Raw genomic sequence first — 24926 nt, 5'->3', positions numbered from 1 at the left:
TTAGTGGCCCAAATAAACCTCAATCACTTTTTCGTCGGCCTGTACTTTCTCCATCGATCCTTCCGCCAGGATTTTGCCCTGATGCAGTACCGTCACTTTATGCGCGATCTTTTTTACGAATTCCATGTCATGCTCGATCACCAATACCGAGCGGTTTTTGCAAATTCGATTCAATAAGTCGGCGGTTTGATCGCGTTCCTTGGCGCTCATGCCCGCTACCGGTTCGTCGAGCATCAATAACTCCGGGTCTTGCATCAACAGCATGCCGATTTCCAACCATTGTTTTTGACCATGGCTGAGCAGGGCGGCTTCCATTTGCAATTGCTCGGTCAACAGCACTTCAGCGGCGATTTTATGCACTTGCTCGACGACTTCTGGAGTGCGTTTGAAAGTCAGGCTGCCCCACACCGATCGGCCCACCGGATAGGACACTTCCAGGTTTTGATAAACCGTCAGGTTTTCGTAAATCGACGGGGTTTGAAACTTTCTGCCCACGCCGGCACGGACGATTTCGTGCTCCGGTAATTTGGTCAGTTCTTTGTTCTTAAACTTGATCGAGCCGGAAGTGGATTTGGTTTTGCCGCAGATGAGATCCAGCACCGTGGTTTTGCCGGCGCCGTTGGGGCCGATGACCACCCGCAGTTCATTGCTGTCGATGTACATATTCAGGGCGTCAACCGCTTTGAAGCCATCGAAAGACACGGTCAGGTCTTCAATTGCCAGTACGAAATCAGGATTGCTCATGGTTTTTCTCCTACTAATTCGTCTGCTACCGCGGTTGATTTAGTGAATTTAGCAGTGAGTTTGGAAAATTTGCCGGCCAGATTGAACTTGCTTGCATAGTTTTCGTAGATGCCGGCCAAACCGTCGGGGAAGAACATCACCACCGCAATGAACAAACCGCCCATCAAGAACAGCCACAACTCCGGGTAGGTTTCGGAAAACATGGTTTTGCCAAAGTTCACCAACAGGGTGCCGTACACCGCGCCGATCAGGGACATTCGGCCGCCGACCGCGGCAAAGATCACCATCTCAATTGAAGGCACAATGCCGACAAAGCTGGGTGACATGAAACCCACTTGCAGCGTAAACATCGCTCCACCGATTGCCGAAATCATCGCGGCGATGCAAAAAATGAAGATTTTGAAATTGGAAACATCGTAACCGGAAAAGCGCACCCGCTCTTCCTTGTCGCGCATCGCTAGCAGCAGCATGCCAAACTTCGAGGTGAGAATGTAACGGGCCAGCAGCATGCAGGCGATCAACAGCCCGGCGTTGGTAAAATAGAGAATATATTTGGCGCTATCGGTTCTGATGTCCCAACCCAGCATGGTTTTCAGGTCGGTGATGCCGTTTACCCCGCCGGTATAGCCTTGCTGGCCGACGATCAGAATGCTCAAGATAAGGGCGATGGCTTGGGTGATGATGGCAAAGTAAACCCCGCCCACCCGGCGTTTGAACATCGCAAAGCCGATGATGAAGGCCAGTAAAGTGGGCACGATCAAAACCAACAGAATCGTCAGCGTCAGGCTTTTAAACGGTTCCCAAAACCAGGGTAGGGCGGTGAGCTGATTCCAGTCCATGAAATCGGGGATGCCGGGGGTGGTTTGGATTTTGGTGCTGATCGGATCGGAGGCTTCCAGCTTCAAAAACATCGCCATGCAATAGCCGCCCAAACCAAAAAACATGCCTTGGCCCAAACTCAAGATGCCGCCGTTACCCCAGAGTAGCACCAAGCTGATGGCCACAAAGGCGTAGGTGACGTATTTGCCGATCAAGCCCAGCCGGAACAGGTCCAACCACAGCGGGAAGATGACAAACAGCAGCAGAGACAATATCGCCAGCCCAATCGCCCCCTGTTTGCCGCCTAATAATTTCTCTGATAGTAGCTTCATGATATATCCCTCTATTTACGTACTTTGGATGCAAACAAGCCTTCCGGACGCATCATCAAGATGATGACGATGGTCATCAAGGTCGCCACTTTGCCCATTGAACTGGTCATAAAAAATTGCAATATCGATTGGGCCTGGGCGATGCCGAAGGCCGAAGCGATGGTGCCCATCAGGCTGGCCGCGCCGCCGAATACCACCACCATGAAACTGTCGACGATGTATAAAGAGCCGGTCGTAGGGCCGGTGGATGCAATCGTGGTGAAGGCTGCACCGGCGACGCCGGCAATCCCGCAACCCAAAGCAAAGGTCAAGCGGTCCACTTTTTTGGTATTGATACCCACCGCACCCGCCATCACCCGGTTCTGCATGGTCGCCCGGACGCGCAGGCCCCAACGTGAGCGGTACATGAACAGGTAGACGCCGACGGTGACGATCAAAGCCAATCCCATCACGAACACGCCGTTAATCGGAATGTCGATATCCTCGGTGGGCTTGAAGGAACCCAACAGCCATTCCGGTAATTCGGCGCTGACTTCCTTGGCGCCAAAGGTGGAGCGAAAAATCTGTTGCATGACCAGACTTAAGCCCCAAGTCGCCAACAGCGTATCCAAAGGCCGTTTGTAAAGATGGCGTATCAACACATATTCAATGAGATAGCCGATCAAAAAGGCGAGGATGAAGGCCGCGACGATCGCAAATACAAAATAGGAATTGACGATGTCGTATGACACCGCAATTTTTGACATAAATACCGTGGTGTAAGCGCCGACGGCCATGAATTCGCCGTGGGCCATATTGATCACACCCATCTGCCCGAAAATAATGGCCAGGCCCAACGCCATCAACAGTAGGACGCTAAACAGGCTCAATCCGGAGAAGCCCTGCATCACCACGATGTTGCCCACTTCTTCCATCGAATATCCAAACATAAGGCCTCCCGCTAACTTACTGACATGAAACAACTCGCGTTTAAAACACCGTGGCAACCGCCAAATTGCGGGTTGCCACGGTTGGCTCGCTTAGCGCCTTGGCGCTTATTGGTAACCTTTAGGGAATGGGTCGGGCGCGATCAAATCAGACTCGTACACCACATCGGCTTGACCGTCTTTCCGCCATTGACCGATCCGCAACTTACTATGCAAGTGGTGGTTAGGATCGACTTTGACGTAGCCTTCCGGCGCGGTTGTCAACTCGTAACCGGGTAAGGCCGCCACGGCTTTGTCGACATCAAAGCTACCGGCGCGTTCGACCGCTGCTTTCCATAGCCAGGGGCCTAAATAGGCGGCTTGGGTGACGTCGCCAATGACGGCAGCGTCGCCATAAGCTTTCTTGAAGTCGGCCACGAATTTCTCGTTGTTAGGATTTTTCAGGGACTGGAAGTATTTCATCGCGGAATAGAAGCCTTCCAGGTTCTCGCCGCCGATACCCAGTACCTCGTCCTCGGTCACGGAGATGGTCAGCATGTTTTGCTTTTTGGCGTTCAGACCGGCTGCGTTCAATTGCTTGAACCACGCCACGTTACTGCCGCCCACCACCGCTGCGTAAATCACATCCGGTTTTTTCAGTTTGATTTTGTTGATAACAGAACCGAACTGGGTGTCGCCCAAGGCGATGTATTCCTCACCCACCACGGTGCCGCCCAGGTGTTGCTCGATGTGTTTCCGGGCAATTTTCATGGAGGTACGTGGCCAAATGTAATCCGAACCAATCAGATAAAAGGTTTTGGCTTGTTTCTCTTTGGCGATCCAATCCAGACCCGCGAGAATTTGCTGAGTAGCTTCCTGGCCGGTGTAAAACACGTTTTTCGATTGCTCCAAACCTTCGTAGAAAGTTGGATAGAACAGCAGGCCGTTATCTTTTTCAAACACCGGTAATGCCGCTTTCCGTGACGCCGAGGTCCAGCAGCCGAATACGGTGGCTACTTTGTCGTTTTCCAGCAGCTTCTTGGATTTTTCCGCGAAGGTGGGCCAGTCGCTGGCGCCGTCTTCCTGGATCACCTCGATTTTTCTGCCCAAAACGCCGCCCATTTCGTTAATTTGGGCAATCGCCAATTTTTCCGCCTGGATGGAGCCAGTTTCGCTGATGGCCATGGTGCCGGTGGCGGAATGCAAAATGCCCACCTTTACCGTGGTATCGGTGACGGCCAGGCCAGTGGTGTTGACCGTCGCAGTCGGAAAATCGGCGGCGTTGGCGACATTGATGCCAATCGGCAAGCCCAGTGCTAGCGATACGGCGACTAAAGCCGTGGTCTTTTTCATAAATTGTCGTCTATCGGAATTACTCATTTAGTTTCTCCACATTGATAAATCAAACTCTCCGGATTTGCCGAATAGACAAATCCATTTACCGCGTCACACGTTGTTAAATCTCTCTTCAATTACAAAACGGCTAGTGGCCGAGCATCCAAGGTCTTGCGGTTTTCTTGGTTTGCATCTGGAAGCCGTTTGCTTGGTCTTTGTTACCGTTGCTACTGGCCTTTGTAGTGTCCTTACTCGGCTTACAGGTATGCGCACCGCTGCATCCGCAACTGGAGCGGCGTACCGATTTAGGTTCGTGCGCCGATCGTTCGTTGGTTTCGTGAGCCTGGCGTTGCGCCTTGCCCAACAATGCAAAATGCGGCGCGGAAATCACCCGCTCGCTGACTGCTCCGCACTGCGCGCAAATGGCGGGACTGGCGGATTCACTCATTTTCCGGATTGCGGTAAACGGCCCGCAGTCGTGACAGTGATACTCGTACAAAGGCATAGCCAAACTCCCTATCAATTGCCGAACTAACTGGTGAATGCCATATCGGTAGTACCGGTGATAATTTTGCTCGGCCCATCGGCATTCGGTTTTAGGTCAAAATCGAAGATCTCGGTCGGTAACCACAAGGTCGCGCAGGCGTTGGGGATGTCGACGATGCCGCTGATATGGCCTTCGACCGGCGCGGTACCGAGAATCGACAAGGCCTGCGCGCCGCTGTAGCCGAATTTTTTCAGATACTCGATGGCATTCAGACAGGCTTGGCGGTAAGCCACATGCACGTCCAGATAATGTTGCTTGCCTTGCTCGTCGACCGAAATGCCTTCGAAAATCAGGTAGTCGCGATACGCCGGTGACAGCGGGCTGGGTTGGAAGATCGGGTTTTTGATGCCGTATTTTTTCACGCCCTCTTTGATCAAGCTGACCTTGATGTCCAGATAGCCGGCCATTTCGATCGCGCCGCAGAAGGTGATTTCGCCGTCGCCTTGCGAGAAATGCAAGTCGCCCATGGACAGACCGCCATCCTTGACGTAAACCGGGAAGAATACTTTGGAGCCTTTGGTGAGGTTTTTAATGTCGCAGTTACCGCCGTGGTCGCGCGGCGGCACGGTTCTGGCGCCTTCCGCCGCGGCTGCGACGGCAGCTTCGCCGGTTAAGCGGCCCATGACGGCTGATTGCGGGTTGGGGGGCAGCGCCAAGGCCGGCACCCGGTCCGGGTCGGTCGCGATTAACGCCGCTTCCCTGGCGTTCCAGTTTTCCAGCAATTCCCGGGACGGTAAGCAACCAATCAAACCGGGATGCATGATGCCGGCAAACTTAACATTGGGAATATGGCGGGAGGTGGTGTAGATGCCGTGAAAATCCCAGATGGATTTGCGCGCTTCCGGATAATGGTCTGTCAGGAAGCCGCCGCCGTTTTCCTTGGCGAATAGGCCGTTGAAGCCCCATTGATAGTCGTCCAGGGTGCCGACATCCAGAATTTCCACGACCATCAAGTCGCCGGGTTCCGCGCCTTCCACGCCTATCGGGCCACTTAAATAGTGTACCTGGGTCAAATCCACATCGCGGACGTCGTTGGCACTGTCGTTGTTGCCAATCTGGCCGCCGGTCCAGTCCATGCATTCGACGCGAAATTCGTCGCCGGGTTTGACCATGGCGACCATCGGCAGGTCCGGATGCCAGCGGTTGTGGATCAGACCATCCTGTTCCCAGGGCTTTTTGTCTAAATCTAACTTAATTAACGTTTTCATGCGGCCTCCTCAACGGTGAATTTCAATGACAAGAAATTAATGCTGCGGTTAAAGCCCTTGCGATAACACCATTCATATAAAATCCCCTTGTTTTGCGTAATCTCGATGGAAATAAAGGCAGTCTTTTGTAAGGCGTGTTAGCAGTTCTGCCGGGGTTCATTGTTAAATTCGCCGACCGTTCCCACAATTCGTCAGATGACTCATTAGTCATTTGACGTATGGCAGGCAACGCAGGGCTTCCGTAGAGTGAACTTGAACCGTTAGGAGAGTATTGTGAGTAGGTATAAGCTGTTTTTAAGACATATCCGCGCCGGGTTATGGGTATTGCCCTGGTGTTTTCTGGGGCAGGCAGTGGCCGCCAGCGGAGTGGAGGCCATCGATCGGGCGTCGATTAGCGGCATCGTGATTGATGTGGCTGATCAGAACCTCGGGCAGTTTGGTTTCAAACTGTCGCCCAGCTTGATTGCCGAGCAGGTCGGCAAGAATTTGGCGGAGTGGCAGTATCCGGTCAAGTCAAGCCGTGTGGATAGCTCGCATACGCTGCTGATCAGTTTGGGGAAAGCGGCCACCGGCGATACCCCGGTCGGTTTTTCCTGGACTAGCGGTGATTCGGACCCGCGTGGCCTGGGGTTTCAAAAAGCCAAGGTGCTGCCGATCAGTTGCCATCTAAAAAAAATTGGCAGTGACGAAGCCAGTATCGAAAACAAGGCGACCGTCAGCGCCCATCAACTCATCGATGAATCCAACCAAAGCAAAGTCACTGACAAAGTCATCGATCATGTCAGCACCGTGTGTTTTGATTTGTTGGATGAACTCAAGCTGCCTGCGACGGGACACCGTATGGATACCCACACCTTCAAACCGGGCTGGATGCCGGATGTGCAAGTGGAAGTAAAACAGGTGCCGGCTCTATCTAAACCTGAAGATCCGGCGGCCACGCGGGTCGAGGAGGTCGGCGGTGAGACCAAGAAGCAGATCATTATTCACAATCAAGGATCGCCGGTAATCCTTGAGTTTGGCTACGAGCGTAAGTGATTCGTGTGGCTGTTGATACGCCGTCGGGGGCGATTGCCTAATCCTGGGTCTGGTCAGCAGTCATCCAGGATGTTAAAAGGTGTTGCGCTGCGATGGTAGCGTTTAATGCTGGTTCGCGCCGACATCTAAAATTCGCCGGCGCGTTAGATACTCCTGAGCCATGAAAACCATTCATCAAAACATCACCAAAATCCGCCGGGAATATAACGGTCTGGTCGCCAACGAGACACTGGAAGACTATGCCTTGCGTTTTGCGCCGCGCCGGTTCCGGAAATGGTCGGAGTTTGAGGTTGCCAATACGGCTTTCGGTTCTACGTCGTTTTTGGTATTGGAGGCGATCGGCGGATTCCTGTCCATCAATTATGGTTTTACCAATGCCGTTTGGGCCATCGCCATCGTTGCTGTCGTCATCTTTATCGTCAGTTTGCCCATCGGCTATTACGCGGCCCGCTACCATATCGACATTGATCTTTTAACTCGCGCCGCCGGTTTTGGCTATATCGGCTCGACGGTGACCTCGTTGATCTATGCGTCCTATACGTTCACGCTGTTCGCACTGGAAGCCTCAATCATGTCGTTGGCCATCGAGCTGTATTTCAATATACCGCTGGAGGTTGCCTATATCGTCAGCGCCGTGGTGGTGATTCCGCTGGTGACGTTTGGGATTACCACGATTAGCCGAATGCAGCTGTGGACGCAACCGCTTTGGTTGTTGTTGCTCGTCGCACCCTATATCGCGGTGGCCTTGCGGGAGCCAGAAGCACTAGAAACCTTGAGTACTTATTTCTGGATCGCCGGCAGTGGGCAAGGCTTCAATTGGTTATTGTTCGGTACAGCGGCGACGGTGGCGTTTTCCATGGTGGCGCAGATTGGCGAACAGGTAGACTTTCTAAGGTTCATGCCGCAAAAAAACCAGGCAAACAAAACCCGCTGGTGGCTGGCCATGGTGGCTGCAGGGCCTGGCTGGATTGTGTTTGGCGCATTAAGGCAACTGTTGGGGGCGTTGCTGGCGCATTTGGCGATCCGCCATGGTATCAGTCCCGCGCATGCCCACGAACCGACGCAAATGTATCTGGTAGCGTATAACGAATTGTTTGACGATCCAAAATGGGCGTTGGCGGCTACCACTCTATTTGTGATTGTCAGTCAAATCAAGATCAACGTTACCAATGCCTACGCCGGCTCCTTGGCGTGGTCCAATTTCTTTTCGCGATTAACCCATAGTCACCCGGGGCGTGTGGTGTGGTTGTTTTTCAATGTGCTGATTGCGCTGTTGCTGATGGAGTTTGGCGTGTTTGGCGCCTTGGAAAAAGTGCTGGGCTTGTTTTCGCATATGTCGATTGCCTGGATCAGTTCCATCGCCGCCGAGTTGATGATCAACAAGCCTTTTGGCTTAAGTCCCAAAGTGGTGGAGTTCAAGCGCGCGTATCTGTCGGATTTAAATCCGGTAGGCATCATTTCCACGTTTTGCGCGTCCTTGCTGTCTATCTTGGCCTACGCCGGGGTATTTGGGGTCTATCCGCAGGCGTTCTCGGCGTTTATTGCCTTGGGATTGGCGTTTGTATTGGTGCCGGCGATTGCTTACTTATCGGACGGTAAACATTATCTGGCGCGGAATCGGGAGGAGAATAATCGTAAATCGCACAACAAATGTTCGATCTGCGAGAACGAGTTTGAACACGAGGATATAGCCTATTGCCCGGCTTATGCCGGCAGCATCTGTTCCTTGTGTTGCACCTTGGATGCGCGCTGTCTGGATGGCTGCAAAGTAGGTTTTCGTTTTGAAGACTATCTGGAAAAACTCGCTCGATGTTGCATGCCGGCGGCGATGAGTTTGGACGCCCGCCTGAGGTTGCTGCGCTTTACCTTGATGTTTTTGTTTTTGTCGGTGTTGAGCGGCATTTTTGTCAGCATTATTTACTATCAGGATTTGCTGAGCGTCGAACACGACATGGGGGCGTTTCAGTTACTGCTGAATAATTTTCTAAAGATTTATGCGTCGTTGCTGGTGTTTATCGGGCTGTGTACCTGGTGGTTGATTCTGAATGCAGAAAGTCGCCGCGTCGCGCATGAGGAAACGGCCAAGCAAACCCAGTTGCTTTTGATGGAAATCGAAGAGCATAAACAGACGGATGGCAAACTGCAACGGGCTTTGAAAATGGCGGACACCGCCAATCAAGCGAAGAGTCGATTCCTGAGCAATATGAGCCATGAAATTCGTTCGCCCTTGAACAGTATCATCGGCTACGCGCATATCCTGCATCAAGATCCCAGTATTCCGGCGCACCGCCAGCAAGCTGTGGAAACCTTGAAACGCAGCGGTGAGCATTTATGCGCGCTGATTGAGGATATACTGGATATTGCCCGGATCGAAGCCCGAAAATTTGAATTGAAGTACCAGCCTATTCATTTTCCGGATTTTATTGATCATTTGGTACACACCTATAAATTGCAGGCCGAAGACAAGGGTCTGAATTTTGTCTGTCAGATTTCTCATACCTTGCCACAGCGCATCCGGGGCGACGAAAAGCGGGTGGGGCAGATCTTGATCAATTTGCTTAGCAATGCGGTGAAATTTACCTCGGCTGGGGACATCGTGTTTCGGATTGGTTACAGCGGTGGCGTGGCCAATTTTCAGGTGAGCGATACCGGTAGCGGTATCGACGAAGAGCAGTTGCAGGATATTTTTCAGCCCTTCACCCGCTTGCATAATCCCACCGGCAACGCGGTGGCCGGTAGCGGTTTGGGCTTGACGATCAGCAAGATTCTCACCGAGGTCATGGGTGGGGAGTTGACGGTGAAAAGCCAAATCGGCCAGGGTTCCACCTTTACGGTGCGCTTGTTGCTGCCCAGTCTGGGGGCGGAGGCGGATGCCGATCCCAAAGCGGCGATTATTGGCTACCAGGGTCCGCGCCGAAAAATCTTGGTGGTAGATGACCAACGCGATCACCGCGAGTTATTGCTGTCCATGCTGGAGCCTTTGGGTTTTTATTTGAGTGAGGCGTGTTCCGGCGAAGAGTGTTTGCTCAAAGTGCCGGAAAATCCACCCGACATCATTTTGTTGGATATTTCGATGACCGGAATCAGCGGTATCGAAACCGCGATGCAGTTGCGTGATCAGGCATGGACCATGCCGATCCTGGTACTCAGCGCCAACGCTTATCCCAGCGATCGCTTGGCGGCTTTGAATGCCGGTTGTAACGACTTTTTATCCAAGCCGATTCAAGTGCCGCAGTTAATGAAGAAATTGAAGTTGTATTTGTCGTTGGCTTGGTTATATCAGAACGAGGTTGCGCCAGCTGCCACGGAAAAAGCAGCCGAGCCGCTGATAATGCCGCCGCCTGAGTTGTTAACTGGGTGTGTGGAATGCGTGCGGATTGGCGATTTATTAGGTTTGAAAAAGGTCTTGGAACAGCTTGCCGAAACCGAGCCGCGTTACGGTGCTTTTTTTGCCAAACTGATAGCGTTGGCCAGTCAATTTCGGATAGGCGAAATTAGAAAACTATTGAATATGCACAAACAGGAGGTGTCCCGATGATGGCAGCATCTGTCGTAAACGGTACGGTATTGATTGTCGATGACACGCCAGGCAATCTGGCCTTGTTGTCGGATACCTTGTCGGAAGCCAACTATCGGGTGTTGGTGGCAACCGATGGCTGTTCGGCGATTGAGCAGATTCAATACATTAAGCCCGATATCATACTCTTGGACGTGATGATGCCCGGTATTGATGGCTTTGAAACCTGTAACCGCTTGAAGGCGGATCCGGATACCGCGCCTATCCCGGTGCTGTTCATGACCGGGTTAAGCGAGTTGGAAAGTTTGCTGCGCGGCTTTGGCGAGGGTGCGCTGGACTACATCGTCAAGCCGATTCGGCCAGCCGAGGTGTTAGCGCGGATTGAAGTGCATTTAACCCAAACCCGCAATTTGCGGCGCGCCCAGAGTTTGTTGGATCATCATGATTTTGCGGCAGTCGCCATCGACGGGATGGGGCGTATCGTTTGGTTGACGCCGGCAGCCAGCGAATGGCTGGAAGATTTTGCCGAATTACAGGGGGTTGGGCAAACAGCCGACGATGTGCTGCCGGAATCCTTGCAAGGTTGGTTTCAGCGCTGGCTGCGGCAAAGTGGTAAGAGTGATATGGAAGCCGATGCAGAGCCGTACCGCCTTGCGCCGGGTTTTACGCTTCGAGTCAGCGCCTGTCAAAACCCGGACGAATACCTGTTGTTATTGCAGCGCGAAGACGCGCAATGGACGCCGGAAACCCTGCGCGACAAGCTGAAGCTGACCTTTCGCGAGGCCGAGATTTTGATGTGGATTGCCCGCGGCAAGACTAATAAGGAAATCGGCATCATCCTCACCACCAGTCCCAGGACCGTGAACAAACATCTGGAGCATATCTTTGAAAAGCTCGGCGTTTCCACGCGGGCGGCGGCGGTGGCGATGGTGTTGCAGCGGGGGTGATTAGGCAATAAAAAAGGCCGGCAACTTTGGGTTGCTAGCCTTTTTTTGTTTGAAGCAATGTGCCGGGCTTTACGGCATATACATGCCGCCATTCACATGCAGCGTTTCGCCGGTGATGTAGGAAGCTTGTTCGGAGGCCAGGAACGATACGGCATGGGCAATTTCTTCCGGCTGACCCAAGCGGCCCAGCGCAATTGAACCCAGCAGTGCATTCTTGATGTCTTCCGACAGTTCCTTGGTCATGTCGGTATCGATAAAGCCCGGCGAGACCGTATTGACGGTAATGCCGCGTGAACCCGCTTCTTTGGCCATGGATTTGGCAAAGCCGATCATGCCGGCTTTGGCTGCCGCGTAGTTGGCTTGGCCGGCGTTGCCGGTGGAGCCGACCACCGAGGAAATATTGATGATGCGGCCGTAACGGACTTTCATCATGCCGCGCAAGACGGCTTTGCTCATCCGGAAGATCGAAGTCAGATTGGTGCTGATGATGTCGTCCCATTCCTCGTCTTTCATCCGCATCAACAGGTTGTCGCGAGTGATGCCGGCGTTGTTGACCAGTACTGCCGGTGTGCCGTAAGCGTCGCCGGTGGTTTTGATAAAGCTGTCGATGTCGGCAGCGTCGGCGACGTTTAATTTGTAGCCTTTGCCGTTGTCGCCCAGATAAGCGGAAATAGCCTCAGCGCCGCTATCGGAGGTGGCGGTGCCGACCACAAAAAAGCCGTCGGCGACTAATTTTTCGGCAATGGCCCGGCCTATGCCGCGGCTGGCGCCGGTAACAATGGCGAGTTTTTTATCCACGGAGTTGCTCCACAACGTTGTCAATGGTTTCGGGGTCGTAAATGGTGTAATGCGTTGCATCAGGCGCTATGCGTTTGTTTAAACCGACTAATACTTTGCCGGGCCCGCATTCAACAAAAGCGGTGACGCCTTGTTCGTGCATGAATTTGACGCTTTCCACCCACCGCACTGGTTTGAACAATTGTTCTTTTAGCGCGTAGCGAATCACTTCCGGCGAGCCGTGCGATTTGACGTCGGCGTTGTGGATCAGCGTGCTATTGGGCATCTCGACGTTAAGGCTTTGCAATATTTCGTTTAATTTGTCGGAAGCCGCTTCCATCAATGCGCAGTGGGACGGCACGCTAACCGGTAGTTTTAATGCACGTTTGGCGCCCAGCGCTTTTAAGGCTTCCATCGCTCTTTCCACTGCGGCGGTTTCGCCCGCAATCACCACTTGGCCTGGGGCATTGAAATTGGCGGCCGCAACGATTTCGCCATTGGAGACTTCGGCACAGGTGTTAACGACTTGATGATCTTCCAGGCCCAGAATAGCCGCCATCGCGCCTTTTCCGGCTGGTACCGCTTCCTGCATCAGGCGGCCGCGCTCGGCGACCAGGCGAATGGCGTCTTCATAACCCAGCGCACCGGAACAGACCAGGGCGGTGTATTCACCCAAGCTATGGCCGGCCATCCAGGCGGGTTTGATGTCGGTTTTTTCGCACCACGCCCGCCACACCGCAACGCCGGCCGCCAGCATCGCCGGCTGGGTGTTATGGGTTTGATTTAAGTCGGTGTCCGGGCCGTTGGCGACCATATTCCACAGATCGAAACCCAGCACGTCGGAAGCTTGTTCGAAAGTCTGCTTGACCAATGGGTTGGCGGCGGCCAGCGTGCCCAGCATGCCGACAGCTTGTGAGCCTTGTCCGGGAAATACGAATGCCAGATTGTAACTTTGTTCTATCGTCGTCATGTTTAGTACCTGATTAATGCGGAACCCCAGGTAAAACCGGCTCCAAAAGCTTCCATTAATACGGTTTGTCCGCGTTGAATACGGCCGTCGCGCACGCCTTCGTTAAACGCCAGTAACACGGAGGCGGAGGAGGTGTTACCCTGGTTCTCCAGGGTCAGAATCACTTGATCCATGGACATGCCCAGCTTTTTGGCGGTGGCGGCGATGATGCGCGTATTGGCCTGATGCGGCACCAGCCAATCGATGTCGCTTTGCTGCAAGCCGTTGGCTTCCAAGGTTTCATCGACGATGCGACCCAGCGTGTTGACTGCCACCTTGAATACTTCGTTGCCGCGCATGCTGATGTAGGCGGCTTCGTTTTGTTTGGCGACTGCCGCAACCTGAGGATTGGGGCAATATAATAAATCTTCGTAGCCGCCGTCGGAGTGGATATGCGTGGACAAGATGCCCGGCTTATCGCTGGAGGTCAGCAAAATCGCGCCGGCACCGTCGCCGAACAGAATACAAGTGCCGCGGTCGGTCCAATCGACGATACGCGAGCAAATTTCCGTTCCGACCACTAACACATTTTTGGCAAAACCGGTTTTCAAGTATTGATCGGCGATGCTGAGCCCATAAACGGAACCCGAGCAGGCGGCCTGAATATCGAAACCGACGCATTGCTTGATGCCCAGGCGTTCCTGCAACAGGCAGGCCGTACTGGGATAGACGCGATCCGGTGTGCCGGTGGCGACGATGATCATGTCGATCTCGTCAGCTGCAATTCCGGCTGCGTCAATGGCTTGTCTGGCGGCGATTTCCGCCATGCTGGAAGCGGTTTCGTCGGGACCGGCTATGCGGCGGCTTTTGATACCGGTTCTTTCGTAGATCCAGCTGTCGGATGTGTCCACCGTGGCGGATATATCGTCATTGGTGCGGATGGTTTCGGGCAGATAGCCGCCCGTACCGATAACATGAGTCCAGCGTGTCATTCATCAACCTTTTGGGCCAGCGCGAGTTCTAGTTTTTCGCTGATTTTACGAATAAGGCCCTGTGCGACTTCGACTTCCGCCAGATGAATGGCGGTTTCGAAAGCCAGAGCGTCGGCGCCGCCGTGGCTTTTGATCACCAAGCCGCGTAGGCCGATGAAACTGGCGCCATTGTAGAGGCGCGGGTCTATACTGTCTTTGAAGCGTTTCAGAACAGGATACGCGATCAATCCGGCTAATTTGGTCAGCCAGTTTTGCGAAAAACTGTCTTTCAGTTTGCTGCCTATCATTTTCGCCGCGCCTTCGATAGATTTTAGGGCGATGTTGCCGACGAAACCGTCCGAGACGATTAAATCGACTTTGACGCTGCCGGCGTTAATCGAATTGCCTTCCACGTAACCGATGTAATTCAGTCCGGAGCTTTCCAGCAATTTAGCGGCGGCTTTGACTTGTTCGTTGCCTTTCATGTCTTCTTCGCCGATGTTCAACAAACCGATACGAGGGCGTTCGATTTTTTCCACGGCCTTGACCACTTCTTCGCCCATGACGGCAAATTGGTAGAGTTGTTCGGCGCTGGAATCGACATTGGCGCCTAAATCGAGCATGTGGGTGTGGCCGAAAGTAGACGGTAGTGTGGAAATAATCGCCGGGCGTTCGATGCCGGGAATCATTTTCAGTACGAAACGGGCTGTTGCCATTAATGCGCCGGTGTTACCTGCGCTGACACAGGCGTCGGCCTTGCCTTCCTGTACCAGATTTATCGCCACGCGCATGGAAGAATCTTTTTTGTTCTTCAAGGCTTTTTGCGGCGCTTCGTCCATCTCGACGACTTGCGAGGCGTGTTGAATACTGATCCGACCTTTGAACTCGACCAGCGCTTGGGATAGCAGGTTACCAAGAACCGCCTCATCGCCCACCATGATCAGATTTAAGTCCGGACTTTTTCGTAAACAGGCCAGTGAAGCAGGTACGGTCACTTGAGGACCGAAATCCCCGCCCATGGCATCAATTGAGAGAGTTGAGCTCACGCTTAGGACTAACTCCAGAAGTTGAAAGGAGCCAACAGCTGTCCAGCGACGTGTTGGCTTACTCAGAGACTATCAATAAATCAAATATTACTGCCCGTCGTGCTGACGATTGCGCGGGAAAACGCGATGCTTGCGGCCCGTCTTTGACTAAGGGCTGCTCGACTCGATTTGCGAATGAGTTACGAGTCGGCCTATGGCAGTTTAAAACGATTAATCTTCGTCGTTGCCGGCAATGATTTGACGGCCTTTGAAGAAACCGTCCGGCGTCATGTGGTGACGCAGATGGGTTTCGCCGGTCAACGGATCCTGAGACAGGGTTTTACCGACTAATGCATCGTGTGAACGACGTTGACCGCGTCTGGAACGCGATACTTTGCTCTTTTGTACTGCCATTTCAATCTCCAGTTTTTTTAAGTTTTGCTAAAACAGAAAAAGGGTTGTTAGCCTTAGTCTGACTATCTGTTGCGCTGTAATCGGCATCTTCCGAACGGTTGTGGGCGAGACAATCGTGTTCATGCCGAGGGTAGTCGGGCAATGCCAGCAGGATTTCGTCTTCGATCACGGCGTTTAACGATACGGTGTCGCCGTCCAGCAATAGCGGTTCGCAATCGTCCAGTTGCTTTGCTTCCTGTAGCGAAGCAACAACAGCCAATTTAAAATCGATATTCAGCGGCCAGGCCAGTGCTTGCAAACAAGACTGACACACCAATTCCACAACACCCTCGATATGGCCGGCAACGACAATGCGTTTACCTTCCTTACCAAATTCGATCTTGGCGCTAACGCTGCCACCATGATCGATCACGCTACCAGACAAGCGCTCGAGCGCAGCGATTTTTATATCCCCGGAAAACGCGCCGCGTCTTTCGGCGAATAATAAGGGATCGATAAGGTCGGGAAACTTGTCTGACATAACTGTACAATGATACAGATAACTAACTGTTGCGTCAAACGCACACCGACTCAAACCACTACCTAGCCGATGACCGCCATAGTCCTTGCTTCGAGTTCGAAATACCGTTGCCAGTTGTTGGAAAAACTGGGTCTTGCTTTTTTAAGTTGCAGCAGTGACGTCGATGAGAGCCCGCAAGCCGGCGAATCGCCCGATGCTTTGGTGCGCAGATTATCGCTGGCGAAGGCTGAAGAAGTCGGCAAAACGTACCCTAATCATTTAATCATCGGTTCCGATCAGGTTGCCGTGCTGGACCAAGAGATATTGGGAAAACCCGGCGGGCGCGACGCGGCAATTCAACAACTTGCCAAGCAATCCGGCCGGACCGTGCAATTTTATACTGGAGTCTGCGTTTTTAATAGCGTATCGGGCCGGCACCTGAGCGATATGGATGTTTGTAGTGTGCACTTCAAAACGCTAACCTCGTCGCAGATTGAAAAATACATTGATTTGGATCGGCCCTTCGACTGTGCCGGCAGCTTCAAATCCGAGGGTTTAGGGATTGCGCTATTTAGTAAAATTGTCGGCGAGGACCCCAATGCATTAGTAGGGTTGCCCTTGATAAAATTGGTGGCTTTACTCGACAAGTTTGGGGTCAATATTCTCTGATTTACCGTGACTTACGGTAGCAGAAAATGCTTGCCAGTACCGTTTAGTGAAATTTTTTGTTCGGTCCGAGTAATTCAAACATCTGCAAAAACTCCTCTTCCACCTGCTCCATTATCGAGATGGTTTGCTCTCGTGTCAGACGCACCAGCGTTAACGATTGGTTAGAAAATTCCGCTACGGCTATTTCCAAGCCATCAGCTTGTTGGCCGCTATCGACCAAGCGCGCCGCCATATGCAGCAAATGCGCGTCCAGTTTGTGTATTTGCGCATCGGCCGGGTTCAGATAACAGCCTATGGTTTCGTAGAGGGATTCCGGTAAGCCCCAGATTTTTAGTAATTCCCCGCCGACCTCAGCATGAGTGAAACCAATCAGTTCTTGTTCGAAACCGGCCAACAAAGCGCGGTTGTGGTCTGCGGCAAGCAATACGCTTAGATATTGCTCGGGCATTTTTTGACTGAGTATCAGTGAGCCTATGTCGTGTAAAAGGCCGGCCAGAAACAGTCTTTCGGTATGCAGCACGGCGCTGGCTTTTGCCAGCAGCCGCGCAATCACCGCGCAATGAATGCTGCGCATCCAAAACGAGGTCATGTCGATCAGTTCGCCGGGGATTTTTCCAAAGCGATCAACGACCGTGGTTGCCAATACCAGGTTGCTCAAGTCGTCGATGCCTATTACGGTAACGGCGCGGGAAATGGTGTCGATTTTGGCTTGAAAGCCGTAGAAAGGGCTATTCACCACACGTAATAAGCGCGCACTCAGCGCCGGATCCTTGGCGATAACCTTGCCGATGTCGGCCAACGAGAAACGCGGGTCGCGGATCATCTCGCTGAGTTGGAAATAAATGTCGGGCAGGGAGAATAGTTCGGTCGAGCCGGCAATCAATTGCTTGATGGCAGCGGCTTTCAATTAACTCTTCCGATACAGCGCCATGACGTGCTGCACATAATTACGGGTTTCGGGATAGGGCGGCACGCTATTATTGTATTTCATCACCGCGCCTTCGCCGGCATTATAACCGGCTACCGCCAAGGTTAGATTGGAGTTGAACATCGCCAGTAAATCTTTCAAGTAGCGGGTGCCGCCATCGACATTCTGTTCGGCATCGCGCCGGTCGGTCACGCCATAGCGGCGCGCGGTATCCGGCATTAACTGCATCAAGCCCACCGCGCCGGCCGAGGACACCGCATTGGGGTTATAGGCCGATTCGGCTTGAATCACCGCGTGCAGCAGTTTTGGGTCCATTTGATGTTTGGCCGCGGCCTTGGCGACTAAGTCGTTGAACTTGAGCTTGTTGCCCGACATGAACTTTAGGTCGTGTTTATAAGTACGCGGTCGGGTGCGAATGATCAAGCGGTAATCAAAGCCCTTTTTCGGTTCGTCGGTGTAATACACCCGACCGCTAGGATCGGTGTATTTAAAAATGTCGGCCCCCGCATCGGTGATGAGCGCTATCGATAGTGTGGCAATCAACAGGGGTTTCATCGCGTCACCTTTTACCGATTGGACTCATTCAGTCACACGAATTAGGCTGGCGGCCTGTAACGCTTTAGCGCGAGCATCATTGACGTTGTCGGCCGTGGCGAGCGCCACACCCATGCGCCTTGACACGAAAGCCTCCGGTTTGCCGAACAGGCGAATGTCGGTGTCTGCGACCGCCAATGCTTGTGCCAAGCCTGCATAGCTCACGGCTTTGGCGTCTATGCCACCTAAAATCACCGCGCTGGCGGCGGTTTTATCTAGCGCCGTGTTGACCGGCAGGCCAAGAATGGCGCGGGTATGCAAATCAAATTCGCTCTGCCGCTGGCTGGCCATCGTCACCATGCCGGTGTCGTGCGGTCTGGGGCTGACTTCGCTAAACCAGACTTGATCGCCGGCGATGAATAATTCCACACCAAATAAACCTAATCCACCTAACGCTGTGGTGACTTTATCGGCGATTTGCTGAGATAACTCAATGGCCTTGCTGCTCATCGCCTGTGGTTGCCAGCTTTCCCGGTAGTCGCCGTTCTCCTGGCGATGGCCGATCGGTTCGCAGAAATAAGTTTTTACTTGGCCGTCGCTGTTCAGGGCGCGCACGGTGAGTAAGGTGATTTCAAAATCAAAATCGATCTTCGCTTCGACGATCACCTTACCCGTATCGGCCCGCCCGCCGGCCATGGCGTAATCCCAGGCGGCTTGTAATTGGTCCGCGCTTTTTACCATGGACTGGCCTTTGCCGGAAGACGACATCGTTGGCTTGATAAAGCAGGGGTAGCCTATGCCGCTATCAACTGCGGCTTTCAATTGCTCGAAGGTTTCGGCAAAAGCGTATTTCGATGTCGGTAGACCTAGTTCAGCGGCTGCCAGCTCGCGGATGCCTTCACGATTCATAGTCAATTGAATCGCCCTAGCATTAGGGACAATAGTGGTTTCACCTTGAGCTTCAATCTCCGCTAAGGCCTCGGTGGCAATCGCTTCGATTTCGGGGATGATGTAATGCGGCTGTTCGCGGGCAATCAGGGTTTTTACTGCTGTTGCGTCGGTCATATCAATCACGTGGCTGCGATGCGCCACTTGCATGGCCGGGGCGCCGGCATAGCGGTCAACCGCAATGACTTCCACGCCATAGCGTTGCAGCGAAATGGCGATTTCTTTGCCTAATTCGCCGCTGCCCAGCAATAAAGCTTTGGTGGCGCTGCCGCTGTCAGGGGTGCCGATTTTCATGATTTTGCTAAATAGTTATCAATGTCTTGTTTGGAGAAACCAATTTTCTTCGCGACCCGGTCGGCGTGGCTGACTCTGGAAATGCCGGCGATCAATTTAAAAGTTGGCAAGTCGTCGGCAAATTCCACTTGTTTAGGCACGGCGATTTTTCGTTTCACGAATTCATCCACCAATTGATGGTTGTGGGTAATCAAAATAGTACTGTTACCTTTGCGGTAAAAACCGTCCAGCACGTCGATAGACGACTGCATCTTCTCTTCAAAAGTAGTGCCTTCCGCCATTTCGTCAAGCACCACCAAGCTTTTTGCGCTGCTGGCCAAGAAAATATCGCGGGTACGTTTCAATTCCGTACCGAAACGGCCTTCGCCGTCATCGAGATGGCTGATCTCCGGGCATTGATAGAAAATGCGGTCCGCCACGCTTAAATTGGCAGCCTGAGCCGGCACGAAACAACCGATCTGCGCCAACAATTGAATTTGCGTGATGGTTTTGCAAAATGCGGTTTTGCCGCCGCTGTTGGGGCCGGTCACGCACACCAGACGTTCGTCGTCCATGCTGAAATCGTTGCCGACGTAGGCGGGATTTTTCTGGCCCAGTACCGGATTTTTTGCCGCGACCAATTTGATAGTGTGACGTTCGCCGGCGTTCAGTTCCGGCAGCACCATTTCGCTGCCGAAGTCTTCGGCGTATTTAATAAAAGCCAATAACTCATCCAACTGTCCCAGGCCGTCCAGCATATCGCCGAGCGCCTGCGAATTTTTATAAATGTTACGCAGGGGTATGATGCAGTTGTCTCTATCGTAGCCGCCAATGACCGGAATATAAGCCAAGGCTAAGGGCAGGAAAAACACCGAAGCCACCGACAAACCGTCACGGGTGACCTGGAACATATCGGTTGGGAAAATCTGCATCAAGCCCCAGATGGCGGCGATCAGTAGAGCGATCAACATCGGTTTGAACAGGGTGGGGCGGAAAATCGTCGCCGGTGAGAAGGAGTTTTTGCGCTCTTCTTTGCTTTGCAGGCCTTTTTCGCTGTTGTAGACCGGGCCGACCATCAACGAATATTCGTTACTGTGCGAAAAATTGCCGATTTTCTCGAACACGCTTTGCAGATAAGGGCTTTGCGGCTTGCCGGAGTTGTAGATCGCACCGACCAGATTCAAGACCACGCGCACACCACGCACGTATTGTTTGTAGCCGTAACCTTCGATTTGATTATCCTCTCGAGCCGTGCCGAAACCGCCGAGAAACTCGCCGAACAATAACAAGTAAAGCCGGTTTTCCGACGCGGCGGCATTGGCGATAATGTTTTCCACGTTGGCGCGGACATCGGGATTGTCTTGAATTTCCCGCACTGCGGCTTGTTTGGCGGCTATCGTCTCCAGATTATCCAAGGGTTGGCTTAGCGAACGATACAGCACCGATTTACCGGCGGTGGTGCTGGCGTAGTTGACGTAATCGAACAGTTCGTCCACTTCTATGGTGTTAAACGCGCCTTGGTCGATGACGCCTTCACCGGTGGGCAAGGGGTGGCTCGAGCGCACTGTCGGCCATTCGTCGTTCCAGCTTTGTAAGATGTTTTGTTGCATATTACCCCCGGTTTTTATGTGCCGCGCTTTATTCAGTGCGCGGTTTTGATTAAATCAAGCATCACCTCGACATGAGCGTCGCTGTCGTTTAAACACGGAATATAACGATACGTCTCGCCGCCGGCTTCCAGAAAAATCTCCTGGTTGGCGATGGCGATCTCTTCCAGCGTTTCCAGACAGTCTACCGAGAATCCCGGACAAATCACGTCGACATTTTTGACGCCTTGCTGCGGTAGTTCTTGCAACACTTCCACGCAGTACGGTTTCAGCCATTCGGCTTTGCCGAAGCGCGATTGAAATACCAATTTCCATTGTTGGTCTTTGAGGCCTAATTGCTCGGCAAGCAGGCGACCGGTGGTTTGGCATTGATAGAAATAGGGGTCGCCCCATTCGGTCAGTTTGGCCGGTAAGCCGTGAAATGACAGCAACAGCAATTCCGCTTGGCCGTTGGCTTGCCAATGCTGGCGCACCGATTGCGCCAGGGCTTCGATGTAACTGGGGTGTTCATGAAAGTCGCTGATGAAGTGCAGGCCGGGCATGTGCCGCCAACTGACAAATTCCTCGGCCACCACATCGAAAATCGAGGCGGTCGTGGTGGAGGAATATTGTGGATAGAGCGGCAGGATAACGATTTCGTGGACACCTTGCTTCTGAAAGTTTTGCAATTTTTCCCGCAAGGCCGGTTTGCCGTAGCGCATCGCGCAATCAATGATTAAATCGGCGTCGTCTACACCGGTAAAACCTTGCAATTTGGCGGTCAGCTTTTCGGTGAATACGATCAAGGGCGAGCCTTGCTCGGTCCAGATCGATTGATAGGCATGCGCCGATTTTTTAGGGCGAAACGGCAGCACGAACAAATTCAGGATCAGCCACCACAAGGGCCTGGGCAGATTGACCACCCGCGGGTCGCCGAGAAATTCGCGCAGGAAGCGGCGTACGTCGCCGGTTTTTGGGGAGGCGGGCGAGCCCAGATTGACCAGTAACACCCCGATCTTTTTTTGGCCGGTTTCAGTCATGGTTACTTGCGATTGATCAGGTTCAGGAATTCGGAACGGGTGCTGATTTCTTCTCTGAAGATACCCAGCATGACCGATGTGGTCATCACCGAGTTTTGTTTTTCCACGCCGCGCATCATCATGCACAAGTGCTTGGCTTCGATGACTACCGCTACGCCGCGGGCGTCGATGGCGGTTTCCACCGCTTTGGCGATTTGCCGAGTCAATTGTTCTTGAATTTGCAGCCGCCGACCGTACATATCAACGATACGGGCCAGTTTGGACAAGCCCAAGACTTTGCCTTTAGGCAAATAACCGATGTGGCATTTGCCAATAAAGGGCAATAAATGATGCTCGCACAAAGAGTAAAGCTCGATGTCTTTTACAATTACCATGTCTTCGGTATCGGCTTCAAATATCGCGCCGTTCAATACTTCTTCCAGGGTTTTTTCGTAACCGTTATTCAGGAATTTGAAGGCTTTAGCGGCACGTTTCGGCGTGTCCCGCAAACCTTCCCGATTCACATCTTCGCCTATTGCTTGAATGATTTTGGAGAAATATTCTTCCATTGCCGCCCTCGAGTAAAAAAATGTCGTGAGTATACAGCATCAAACTGTAAATTCTAAGGCGTCCAAAACCACCTGGCTACCGGCGCCAAAACGGGTGGCGTTTTCGCTGAGATGCCGGCGCCAGGCCCGCGCGCCATCGACCCCATGAAACAGCCCCAGCATGTGTCGTGTGATGCAATGCAGTCTCACGCCTTGTTGTAATTGCTGCTCTATATAAGGCAACAGGGCTAATACCGTTTCTTGCCGCGACGGGATGGAATGCTCGTCGTTAAACAAGCGCCGGTCTACTTCTGCTAGTAGATAGGGATTGTGATAAACCTCCCGGCCTAGCATGACGCCGTCAAGTTGCTCTAATAAATCCAGCGAGCTATCCAAGGATTCGATGCCGCCGTTGATAACTATATTAAGCGCAGGAAAATCTTGCTTCAATTGCAACACCACATCATAACGTAGCGGCGGTACGTCGCGATTTTGCTTTGGTGAAAGCCCGGATAGCCAAGCTTTGCGGGCGTGCACGATAAAGGTCTCGCAACCGGCCGCCGCTACAGTGCTTATGAAGTGTGTCAGTTCTGCGTAAGAATCGCGATCATCGATACCAATCCGCGATTTCACCGTCACCGGCATCGATACTGCCTGGCGCATGGCTGCCACGCATTCGGCTACCAGTTCGGGTTCTGCCATTAAGCAGGCGCCAAAGCGGCCATTTTGCACGCGATCACTGGGACAGCCGACGTTTAAATTGATCTCGTCGTAACCATAGTCGGCGGCGATTTTGGCGCATTCCGCTAGGTCCGCAGGATTGCTGCCGCCCAGTTGCAGAGCCAGTGGGTGTTCTGCTGAGCTGAACTGTAAATGCCGGTCGCGGTTGCCATATAAGATGGCACCAGTGGTGACCATTTCCGTGTATAGCAAGGCATGATGGGATAAAGTACGGTGGAAATACCGACAATGTCGGTCAGTCCAATCCAGCATGGGGGCCACTGAGAATCGGTAGGCCAGGTGTTTGTCAGCTTGGGGGGCGGTATGGTCGCGGTCAGCGGTCATGGGTGGTTCTGGTGGTTGGGAATCAGGATTCAAATTGGTGAGTTTATTATACTTTGCCGGGCTGAATAAAAACCGCAGTAGGAAATCAGCCCGTGCTGAAGGCTGAAGCAGGAAGGCGATAGGAGAATATCAGTCTGCTTTATCGGCGTAGACTTTGTTGGTCAGTTCTTTAAACCAACGCGGCCTGAAAATCACTACGTATAAACCGATGCTGCTGGTAATCGGGATGGGGCCGATGCTAAACAGCATAAACACGATAAAGACAATCGCACATTTGATTCTGGTCAGGCTGGTCGGATGCATATTGGCCCGCTGCTATTAGATGAAGCTAAAAGTTAACACCTTTCATCTAAATGTTGCAGATAGATCAAAAAAAGCCTTGGTGCCGTGTTGACGCCGCCTTGACGAGTGACTTGGGATTCGGGATGGCTATCTGGGTTGTCCGCGCGGACGATTCAAAATTATACGGATTGCCGAAAAACACTCATTTGTATTGTTTGCTAGCTTTGTTTTCGGCCAGGCTACCAACGCATTTACTGTAAGTTTGTTTGGTATGAAACTGATGGAGCGAGTTGCTAACCGGCTGGACCAATGCACGAGTGCCGGGTTTTAGGGGGCGAGAGGCAAGTGCGTTAATCGTTTCCATGCTGCCTATGCATTGCTTGGGTTTTGGCATGGTTGCGGCGGGGGCGTTTTGGGTGGCCAGAAATACGCCGATTATGATCAGTACGAAGCTTATGCCGCAGCGCTTCAGTTCGCGTATACACGTTTTCAGGATGTCTTCGGAATTCATAGTTTGTCTCCTTATGTTGGGGTTATAAAAACTTAGCGAGCTGATGCGCATGTTTCAGGTATTCGCGCCAATCGGTTTGCTGTGGGCAGCTAAGGCGCTGAATAACGACGCCATTTCGCGATCCGGTTGAACGTGGCCTCGAGCCTACGATGGTTATCGGCAAACTTTCATTGTGGCGCGGCCAGCCTTATAACAAGGCCATGCTTAAACCAATCTGAAGTGAATTTTTGCCACGCGGATTTTTGCATGTATTTCTTGGTGAATTTCCAGTGCTTCACTACGCATCTGGGCGCAAAATGCACAGAGGCCTTCGTGGGCGGTATGTGACTTTTCATGGGCTGACAATAAGTCGCCGCACCTTTTGCAACGAGTAATCTGCTGGAATGTTTTCATGGTGATCGCCTCGTAATCGGAATGTGTGAAAATAATGCGCTATGGGTTTGTTCGGTATCCGGCTCTTTGTAATTGCAGAGCTACGCTACACATCGCAAAACCAATGCCACTAGAAAATCGGGTGCGCCGTAATTATTCTAGGTAAT

At 52.5% G+C, this 24926-nt stretch carries 26 protein-coding genes; 4 read left to right on the top strand and 22 right to left on the bottom strand.

Annotation, left to right across the window (positions count from 1 at the left end; all coding sequences use genetic code 11):
• From urtD to fmdA, 6 genes are all read right to left on the bottom strand, one after another.
• Entirely contained in the window at nt 1-744 is a 744-nt protein-coding gene (urtD, locus tag ACR02O_RS19195; RefSeq protein ID WP_319962507.1) for an urea ABC transporter ATP-binding protein UrtD, read from the bottom strand.
• The gene (gene urtC, locus ACR02O_RS19190) at nt 741-1895 is read right to left on the bottom strand and encodes an urea ABC transporter permease subunit UrtC (RefSeq protein ID WP_458138018.1); all 1155 of its coding nucleotides are present in this window, start codon (nt 1893-1895) and stop codon (nt 741-743) included. The genes urtD and urtC overlap by 4 nt, the downstream gene beginning before the upstream one ends.
• 11 nt (nt 1896-1906) lie before the next feature.
• Nucleotides 1907-2824: an urea ABC transporter permease subunit UrtB gene (urtB, locus tag ACR02O_RS19185; protein WP_319962509.1), complete on the bottom strand. Its 918-nt coding sequence runs from the start codon at nt 2822-2824 to the stop codon at nt 1907-1909.
• Between the two features lie 105 nt (nt 2825-2929).
• Nucleotides 2930-4180, bottom strand: coding sequence for an urea ABC transporter substrate-binding protein (gene urtA, locus ACR02O_RS19180; RefSeq protein ID WP_458138017.1), 1251 nt, complete (start codon nt 4178-4180; stop codon nt 2930-2932).
• A 103-nt stretch (nt 4181-4283) separates the two neighbouring features.
• Nucleotides 4284-4640: an FmdB family zinc ribbon protein gene (locus ACR02O_RS19175; protein WP_319962511.1), complete on the bottom strand. Its 357-nt coding sequence runs from the start codon at nt 4638-4640 to the stop codon at nt 4284-4286.
• Between the two features lie 26 nt (nt 4641-4666).
• Nucleotides 4667-5890, bottom strand: coding sequence for a formamidase (gene fmdA, locus ACR02O_RS19170; protein ID WP_319962512.1), 1224 nt, complete (start codon nt 5888-5890; stop codon nt 4667-4669).
• Nucleotides 5891-6163: 273 nt separating this feature from the next.
• Here fmdA and ACR02O_RS19165 point away from each other — a divergent pair, with 273 nt between their 5' ends.
• The 3 genes from ACR02O_RS19165 to ACR02O_RS19155 all read left to right on the top strand — a co-directional run bounded on the left by ACR02O_RS19165 (nt 6164) and on the right by ACR02O_RS19155 (nt 11389).
• Complete coding sequence (locus ACR02O_RS19165; RefSeq protein WP_319962513.1) at nt 6164-6925, top strand: hypothetical protein; 762 nt, start codon at nt 6164-6166, stop codon at nt 6923-6925.
• 160 nt (nt 6926-7085) lie between these two features.
• A complete protein-coding gene (locus ACR02O_RS19160; protein WP_494522206.1) occupies nt 7086-10463 on the top strand; it encodes a hybrid sensor histidine kinase/response regulator in 3378 nt (1125 codons plus the stop codon).
• Complete coding sequence (locus tag ACR02O_RS19155; RefSeq protein ID WP_458138015.1) at nt 10460-11389, top strand: response regulator; 930 nt, start codon at nt 10460-10462, stop codon at nt 11387-11389. Before ACR02O_RS19160 ends, ACR02O_RS19155 begins: the two co-directional genes overlap by 4 nt.
• A 69-nt stretch (nt 11390-11458) precedes the next feature.
• Here ACR02O_RS19155 and fabG read toward each other — a convergent pair whose 3' ends face one another.
• From fabG to ACR02O_RS19125, 6 genes are all read right to left on the bottom strand, one after another.
• A complete protein-coding gene (fabG, locus tag ACR02O_RS19150) occupies nt 11459-12187 on the bottom strand; it encodes a 3-oxoacyl-ACP reductase FabG (protein ID WP_458138014.1) in 729 nt (242 codons plus the stop codon).
• On the bottom strand, nt 12180-13136 hold the full coding sequence (fabD, locus tag ACR02O_RS19145) for an ACP S-malonyltransferase (protein WP_458138013.1): 957 nt from the start codon (nt 13134-13136) through the stop codon (nt 12180-12182). The genes fabG and fabD overlap by 8 nt, the downstream gene beginning before the upstream one ends.
• A 2-nt stretch (nt 13137-13138) precedes the next feature.
• Nucleotides 13139-14107 carry a beta-ketoacyl-ACP synthase III gene (locus ACR02O_RS19140; RefSeq protein WP_458138012.1) on the bottom strand — a complete coding sequence of 323 codons (969 nt, stop codon included), beginning with the start codon at nt 14105-14107 and terminating at the stop codon, nt 13139-13141.
• Complete coding sequence (gene plsX, locus ACR02O_RS19135; RefSeq protein ID WP_319962519.1) at nt 14104-15132, bottom strand: phosphate acyltransferase PlsX; 1029 nt, start codon at nt 15130-15132, stop codon at nt 14104-14106. Before plsX ends, ACR02O_RS19140 begins: the two co-directional genes overlap by 4 nt.
• A gap of 210 nt (nt 15133-15342) precedes the next feature.
• Nucleotides 15343-15525 (bottom strand): 50S ribosomal protein L32, encoded by a 183-nt coding sequence (rpmF, locus tag ACR02O_RS19130; protein WP_033158926.1) that lies wholly within the window; start codon nt 15523-15525, stop codon nt 15343-15345.
• A gap of 1 nt (nt 15526) precedes the next feature.
• Nucleotides 15527-16045 (bottom strand): YceD family protein, encoded by a 519-nt coding sequence (locus ACR02O_RS19125; protein WP_494522205.1) that lies wholly within the window; start codon nt 16043-16045, stop codon nt 15527-15529.
• Nucleotides 16046-16114: 69 nt separating this feature from the next.
• On the opposite strand from ACR02O_RS19125, the gene ACR02O_RS19120 reads away from it, so the two are divergent.
• Nucleotides 16115-16693, top strand: a complete 579-nt coding sequence (locus tag ACR02O_RS19120; protein ID WP_494522204.1) for a Maf family protein — start codon at nt 16115-16117, stop codon at nt 16691-16693.
• 43 nt (nt 16694-16736) lie between these two features.
• On the opposite strand, the gene ACR02O_RS19115 is transcribed toward ACR02O_RS19120, so the two are convergent.
• From ACR02O_RS19115 to ACR02O_RS19070, 10 genes are all read right to left on the bottom strand, one after another.
• The gene (locus tag ACR02O_RS19115) at nt 16737-17600 is read right to left on the bottom strand and encodes an HDOD domain-containing protein (RefSeq protein ID WP_494522203.1); all 864 of its coding nucleotides are present in this window, start codon (nt 17598-17600) and stop codon (nt 16737-16739) included.
• Nucleotides 17601-18176 (bottom strand): lytic transglycosylase domain-containing protein, encoded by a 576-nt coding sequence (locus ACR02O_RS19110; RefSeq protein WP_033158930.1) that lies wholly within the window; start codon nt 18174-18176, stop codon nt 17601-17603.
• 24 nt (nt 18177-18200) lie between these two features.
• The gene (gene purT, locus ACR02O_RS19105; protein WP_494522202.1) at nt 18201-19397 is read right to left on the bottom strand and encodes a formate-dependent phosphoribosylglycinamide formyltransferase; all 1197 of its coding nucleotides are present in this window, start codon (nt 19395-19397) and stop codon (nt 18201-18203) included.
• Nucleotides 19394-20986 carry a MutS-related protein gene (locus ACR02O_RS19100; protein WP_494522201.1) on the bottom strand — a complete coding sequence of 531 codons (1593 nt, stop codon included), beginning with the start codon at nt 20984-20986 and terminating at the stop codon, nt 19394-19396. Before ACR02O_RS19100 ends, purT begins: the two co-directional genes overlap by 4 nt.
• A gap of 32 nt (nt 20987-21018) precedes the next feature.
• The gene (gene hemH, locus ACR02O_RS19095) at nt 21019-22002 is read right to left on the bottom strand and encodes a ferrochelatase (protein ID WP_494522200.1); all 984 of its coding nucleotides are present in this window, start codon (nt 22000-22002) and stop codon (nt 21019-21021) included.
• A gap of 2 nt (nt 22003-22004) precedes the next feature.
• Nucleotides 22005-22550 (bottom strand): GTP cyclohydrolase I FolE, encoded by a 546-nt coding sequence (gene folE / locus ACR02O_RS19090; protein ID WP_033158934.1) that lies wholly within the window; start codon nt 22548-22550, stop codon nt 22005-22007.
• Between the two features lie 39 nt (nt 22551-22589).
• Nucleotides 22590-23594 (bottom strand): tRNA dihydrouridine(20/20a) synthase DusA, encoded by a 1005-nt coding sequence (gene dusA, locus ACR02O_RS19085; protein ID WP_494522199.1) that lies wholly within the window; start codon nt 23592-23594, stop codon nt 22590-22592.
• A 129-nt stretch (nt 23595-23723) separates the two neighbouring features.
• Nucleotides 23724-23897 carry a hypothetical protein gene (locus tag ACR02O_RS19080; protein WP_494522198.1) on the bottom strand — a complete coding sequence of 58 codons (174 nt, stop codon included), beginning with the start codon at nt 23895-23897 and terminating at the stop codon, nt 23724-23726.
• A 181-nt stretch (nt 23898-24078) separates the two neighbouring features.
• Nucleotides 24079-24387: a hypothetical protein gene (locus ACR02O_RS19075; RefSeq protein ID WP_494522197.1), complete on the bottom strand. Its 309-nt coding sequence runs from the start codon at nt 24385-24387 to the stop codon at nt 24079-24081.
• Nucleotides 24388-24591: 204 nt separating this feature from the next.
• Nucleotides 24592-24780 (bottom strand): hypothetical protein, encoded by a 189-nt coding sequence (locus ACR02O_RS19070; RefSeq protein ID WP_494522196.1) that lies wholly within the window; start codon nt 24778-24780, stop codon nt 24592-24594.
• Nucleotides 24781-24926 lie beyond the last annotated feature (146 nt).

This window comes from Methylomonas sp. PHL2-19 (assembly GCF_059331595.1).
The sequence above is the reverse complement of the archived record's forward strand: the minus strand, read 5'-3'. Positions and strand labels throughout refer to the sequence as shown.

Bases quoted from the DNA above. Each gene is read 5' to 3' on its own strand.
- ACR02O_RS19175 (WP_319962511.1), bottom strand. From the start codon at position 4,640: ATGCCTTTGTACGAGTATCACTGTCACGACTGCGGGCCGTTTACCGCA.
- ACR02O_RS19110 (WP_033158930.1), bottom strand. From the start codon at position 18,176: ATGAAACCCCTGTTGATTGCCACACTATCGATAGCGCTCATCACCGAT.
- ACR02O_RS19125 (WP_494522205.1), bottom strand. From the start codon at position 16,045: ATGTCAGACAAGTTTCCCGACCTTATCGATCCCTTATTATTCGCCGAA.
- purT (WP_494522202.1), bottom strand. From the start codon at position 19,397: ATGAAAATCGGCACCCCTGACAGCGGCAGCGCCACCAAAGCTTTATTG.
- urtD (WP_319962507.1), bottom strand. From the start codon at position 744: ATGAGCAATCCTGATTTCGTACTGGCAATTGAAGACCTGACCGTGTCT.
- fmdA (WP_319962512.1), bottom strand. From the start codon at position 5,890: ATGAAAACGTTAATTAAGTTAGATTTAGACAAAAAGCCCTGGGAACAG.
- ACR02O_RS19080 (WP_494522198.1), bottom strand. From the start codon at position 23,897: ATGCATCCGACCAGCCTGACCAGAATCAAATGTGCGATTGTCTTTATC.
- ACR02O_RS19160 (WP_494522206.1), top strand. From the start codon at position 7,086: ATGAAAACCATTCATCAAAACATCACCAAAATCCGCCGGGAATATAAC.
- hemH (WP_494522200.1), bottom strand. From the start codon at position 22,002: ATGACTGAAACCGGCCAAAAAAAGATCGGGGTGTTACTGGTCAATCTG.
- fabD (WP_458138013.1), bottom strand. From the start codon at position 13,136: ATGACGACGATAGAACAAAGTTACAATCTGGCATTCGTATTTCCCGGA.
- ACR02O_RS19140 (WP_458138012.1), bottom strand. From the start codon at position 14,107: ATGACACGCTGGACTCATGTTATCGGTACGGGCGGCTATCTGCCCGAA.
- dusA (WP_494522199.1), bottom strand. From the start codon at position 23,594: ATGACCGCTGACCGCGACCATACCGCCCCCCAAGCTGACAAACACCTG.
- ACR02O_RS19075 (WP_494522197.1), bottom strand. From the start codon at position 24,387: ATGAATTCCGAAGACATCCTGAAAACGTGTATACGCGAACTGAAGCGC.
- urtC (WP_458138018.1), bottom strand. From the start codon at position 1,895: ATGAAGCTACTATCAGAGAAATTATTAGGCGGCAAACAGGGGGCGATT.
- ACR02O_RS19070 (WP_494522196.1), bottom strand. From the start codon at position 24,780: ATGAAAACATTCCAGCAGATTACTCGTTGCAAAAGGTGCGGCGACTTA.
- ACR02O_RS19120 (WP_494522204.1), top strand. From the start codon at position 16,115: ATGACCGCCATAGTCCTTGCTTCGAGTTCGAAATACCGTTGCCAGTTG.
- ACR02O_RS19100 (WP_494522201.1), bottom strand. From the start codon at position 20,986: ATGCAACAAAACATCTTACAAAGCTGGAACGACGAATGGCCGACAGTG.
- rpmF (WP_033158926.1), bottom strand. From the start codon at position 15,525: ATGGCAGTACAAAAGAGCAAAGTATCGCGTTCCAGACGCGGTCAACGT.
- folE (WP_033158934.1), bottom strand. From the start codon at position 22,550: ATGGAAGAATATTTCTCCAAAATCATTCAAGCAATAGGCGAAGATGTG.
- urtA (WP_458138017.1), bottom strand. From the start codon at position 4,180: ATGAGTAATTCCGATAGACGACAATTTATGAAAAAGACCACGGCTTTA.
- ACR02O_RS19155 (WP_458138015.1), top strand. From the start codon at position 10,460: ATGATGGCAGCATCTGTCGTAAACGGTACGGTATTGATTGTCGATGAC.
- urtB (WP_319962509.1), bottom strand. From the start codon at position 2,824: ATGTTTGGATATTCGATGGAAGAAGTGGGCAACATCGTGGTGATGCAG.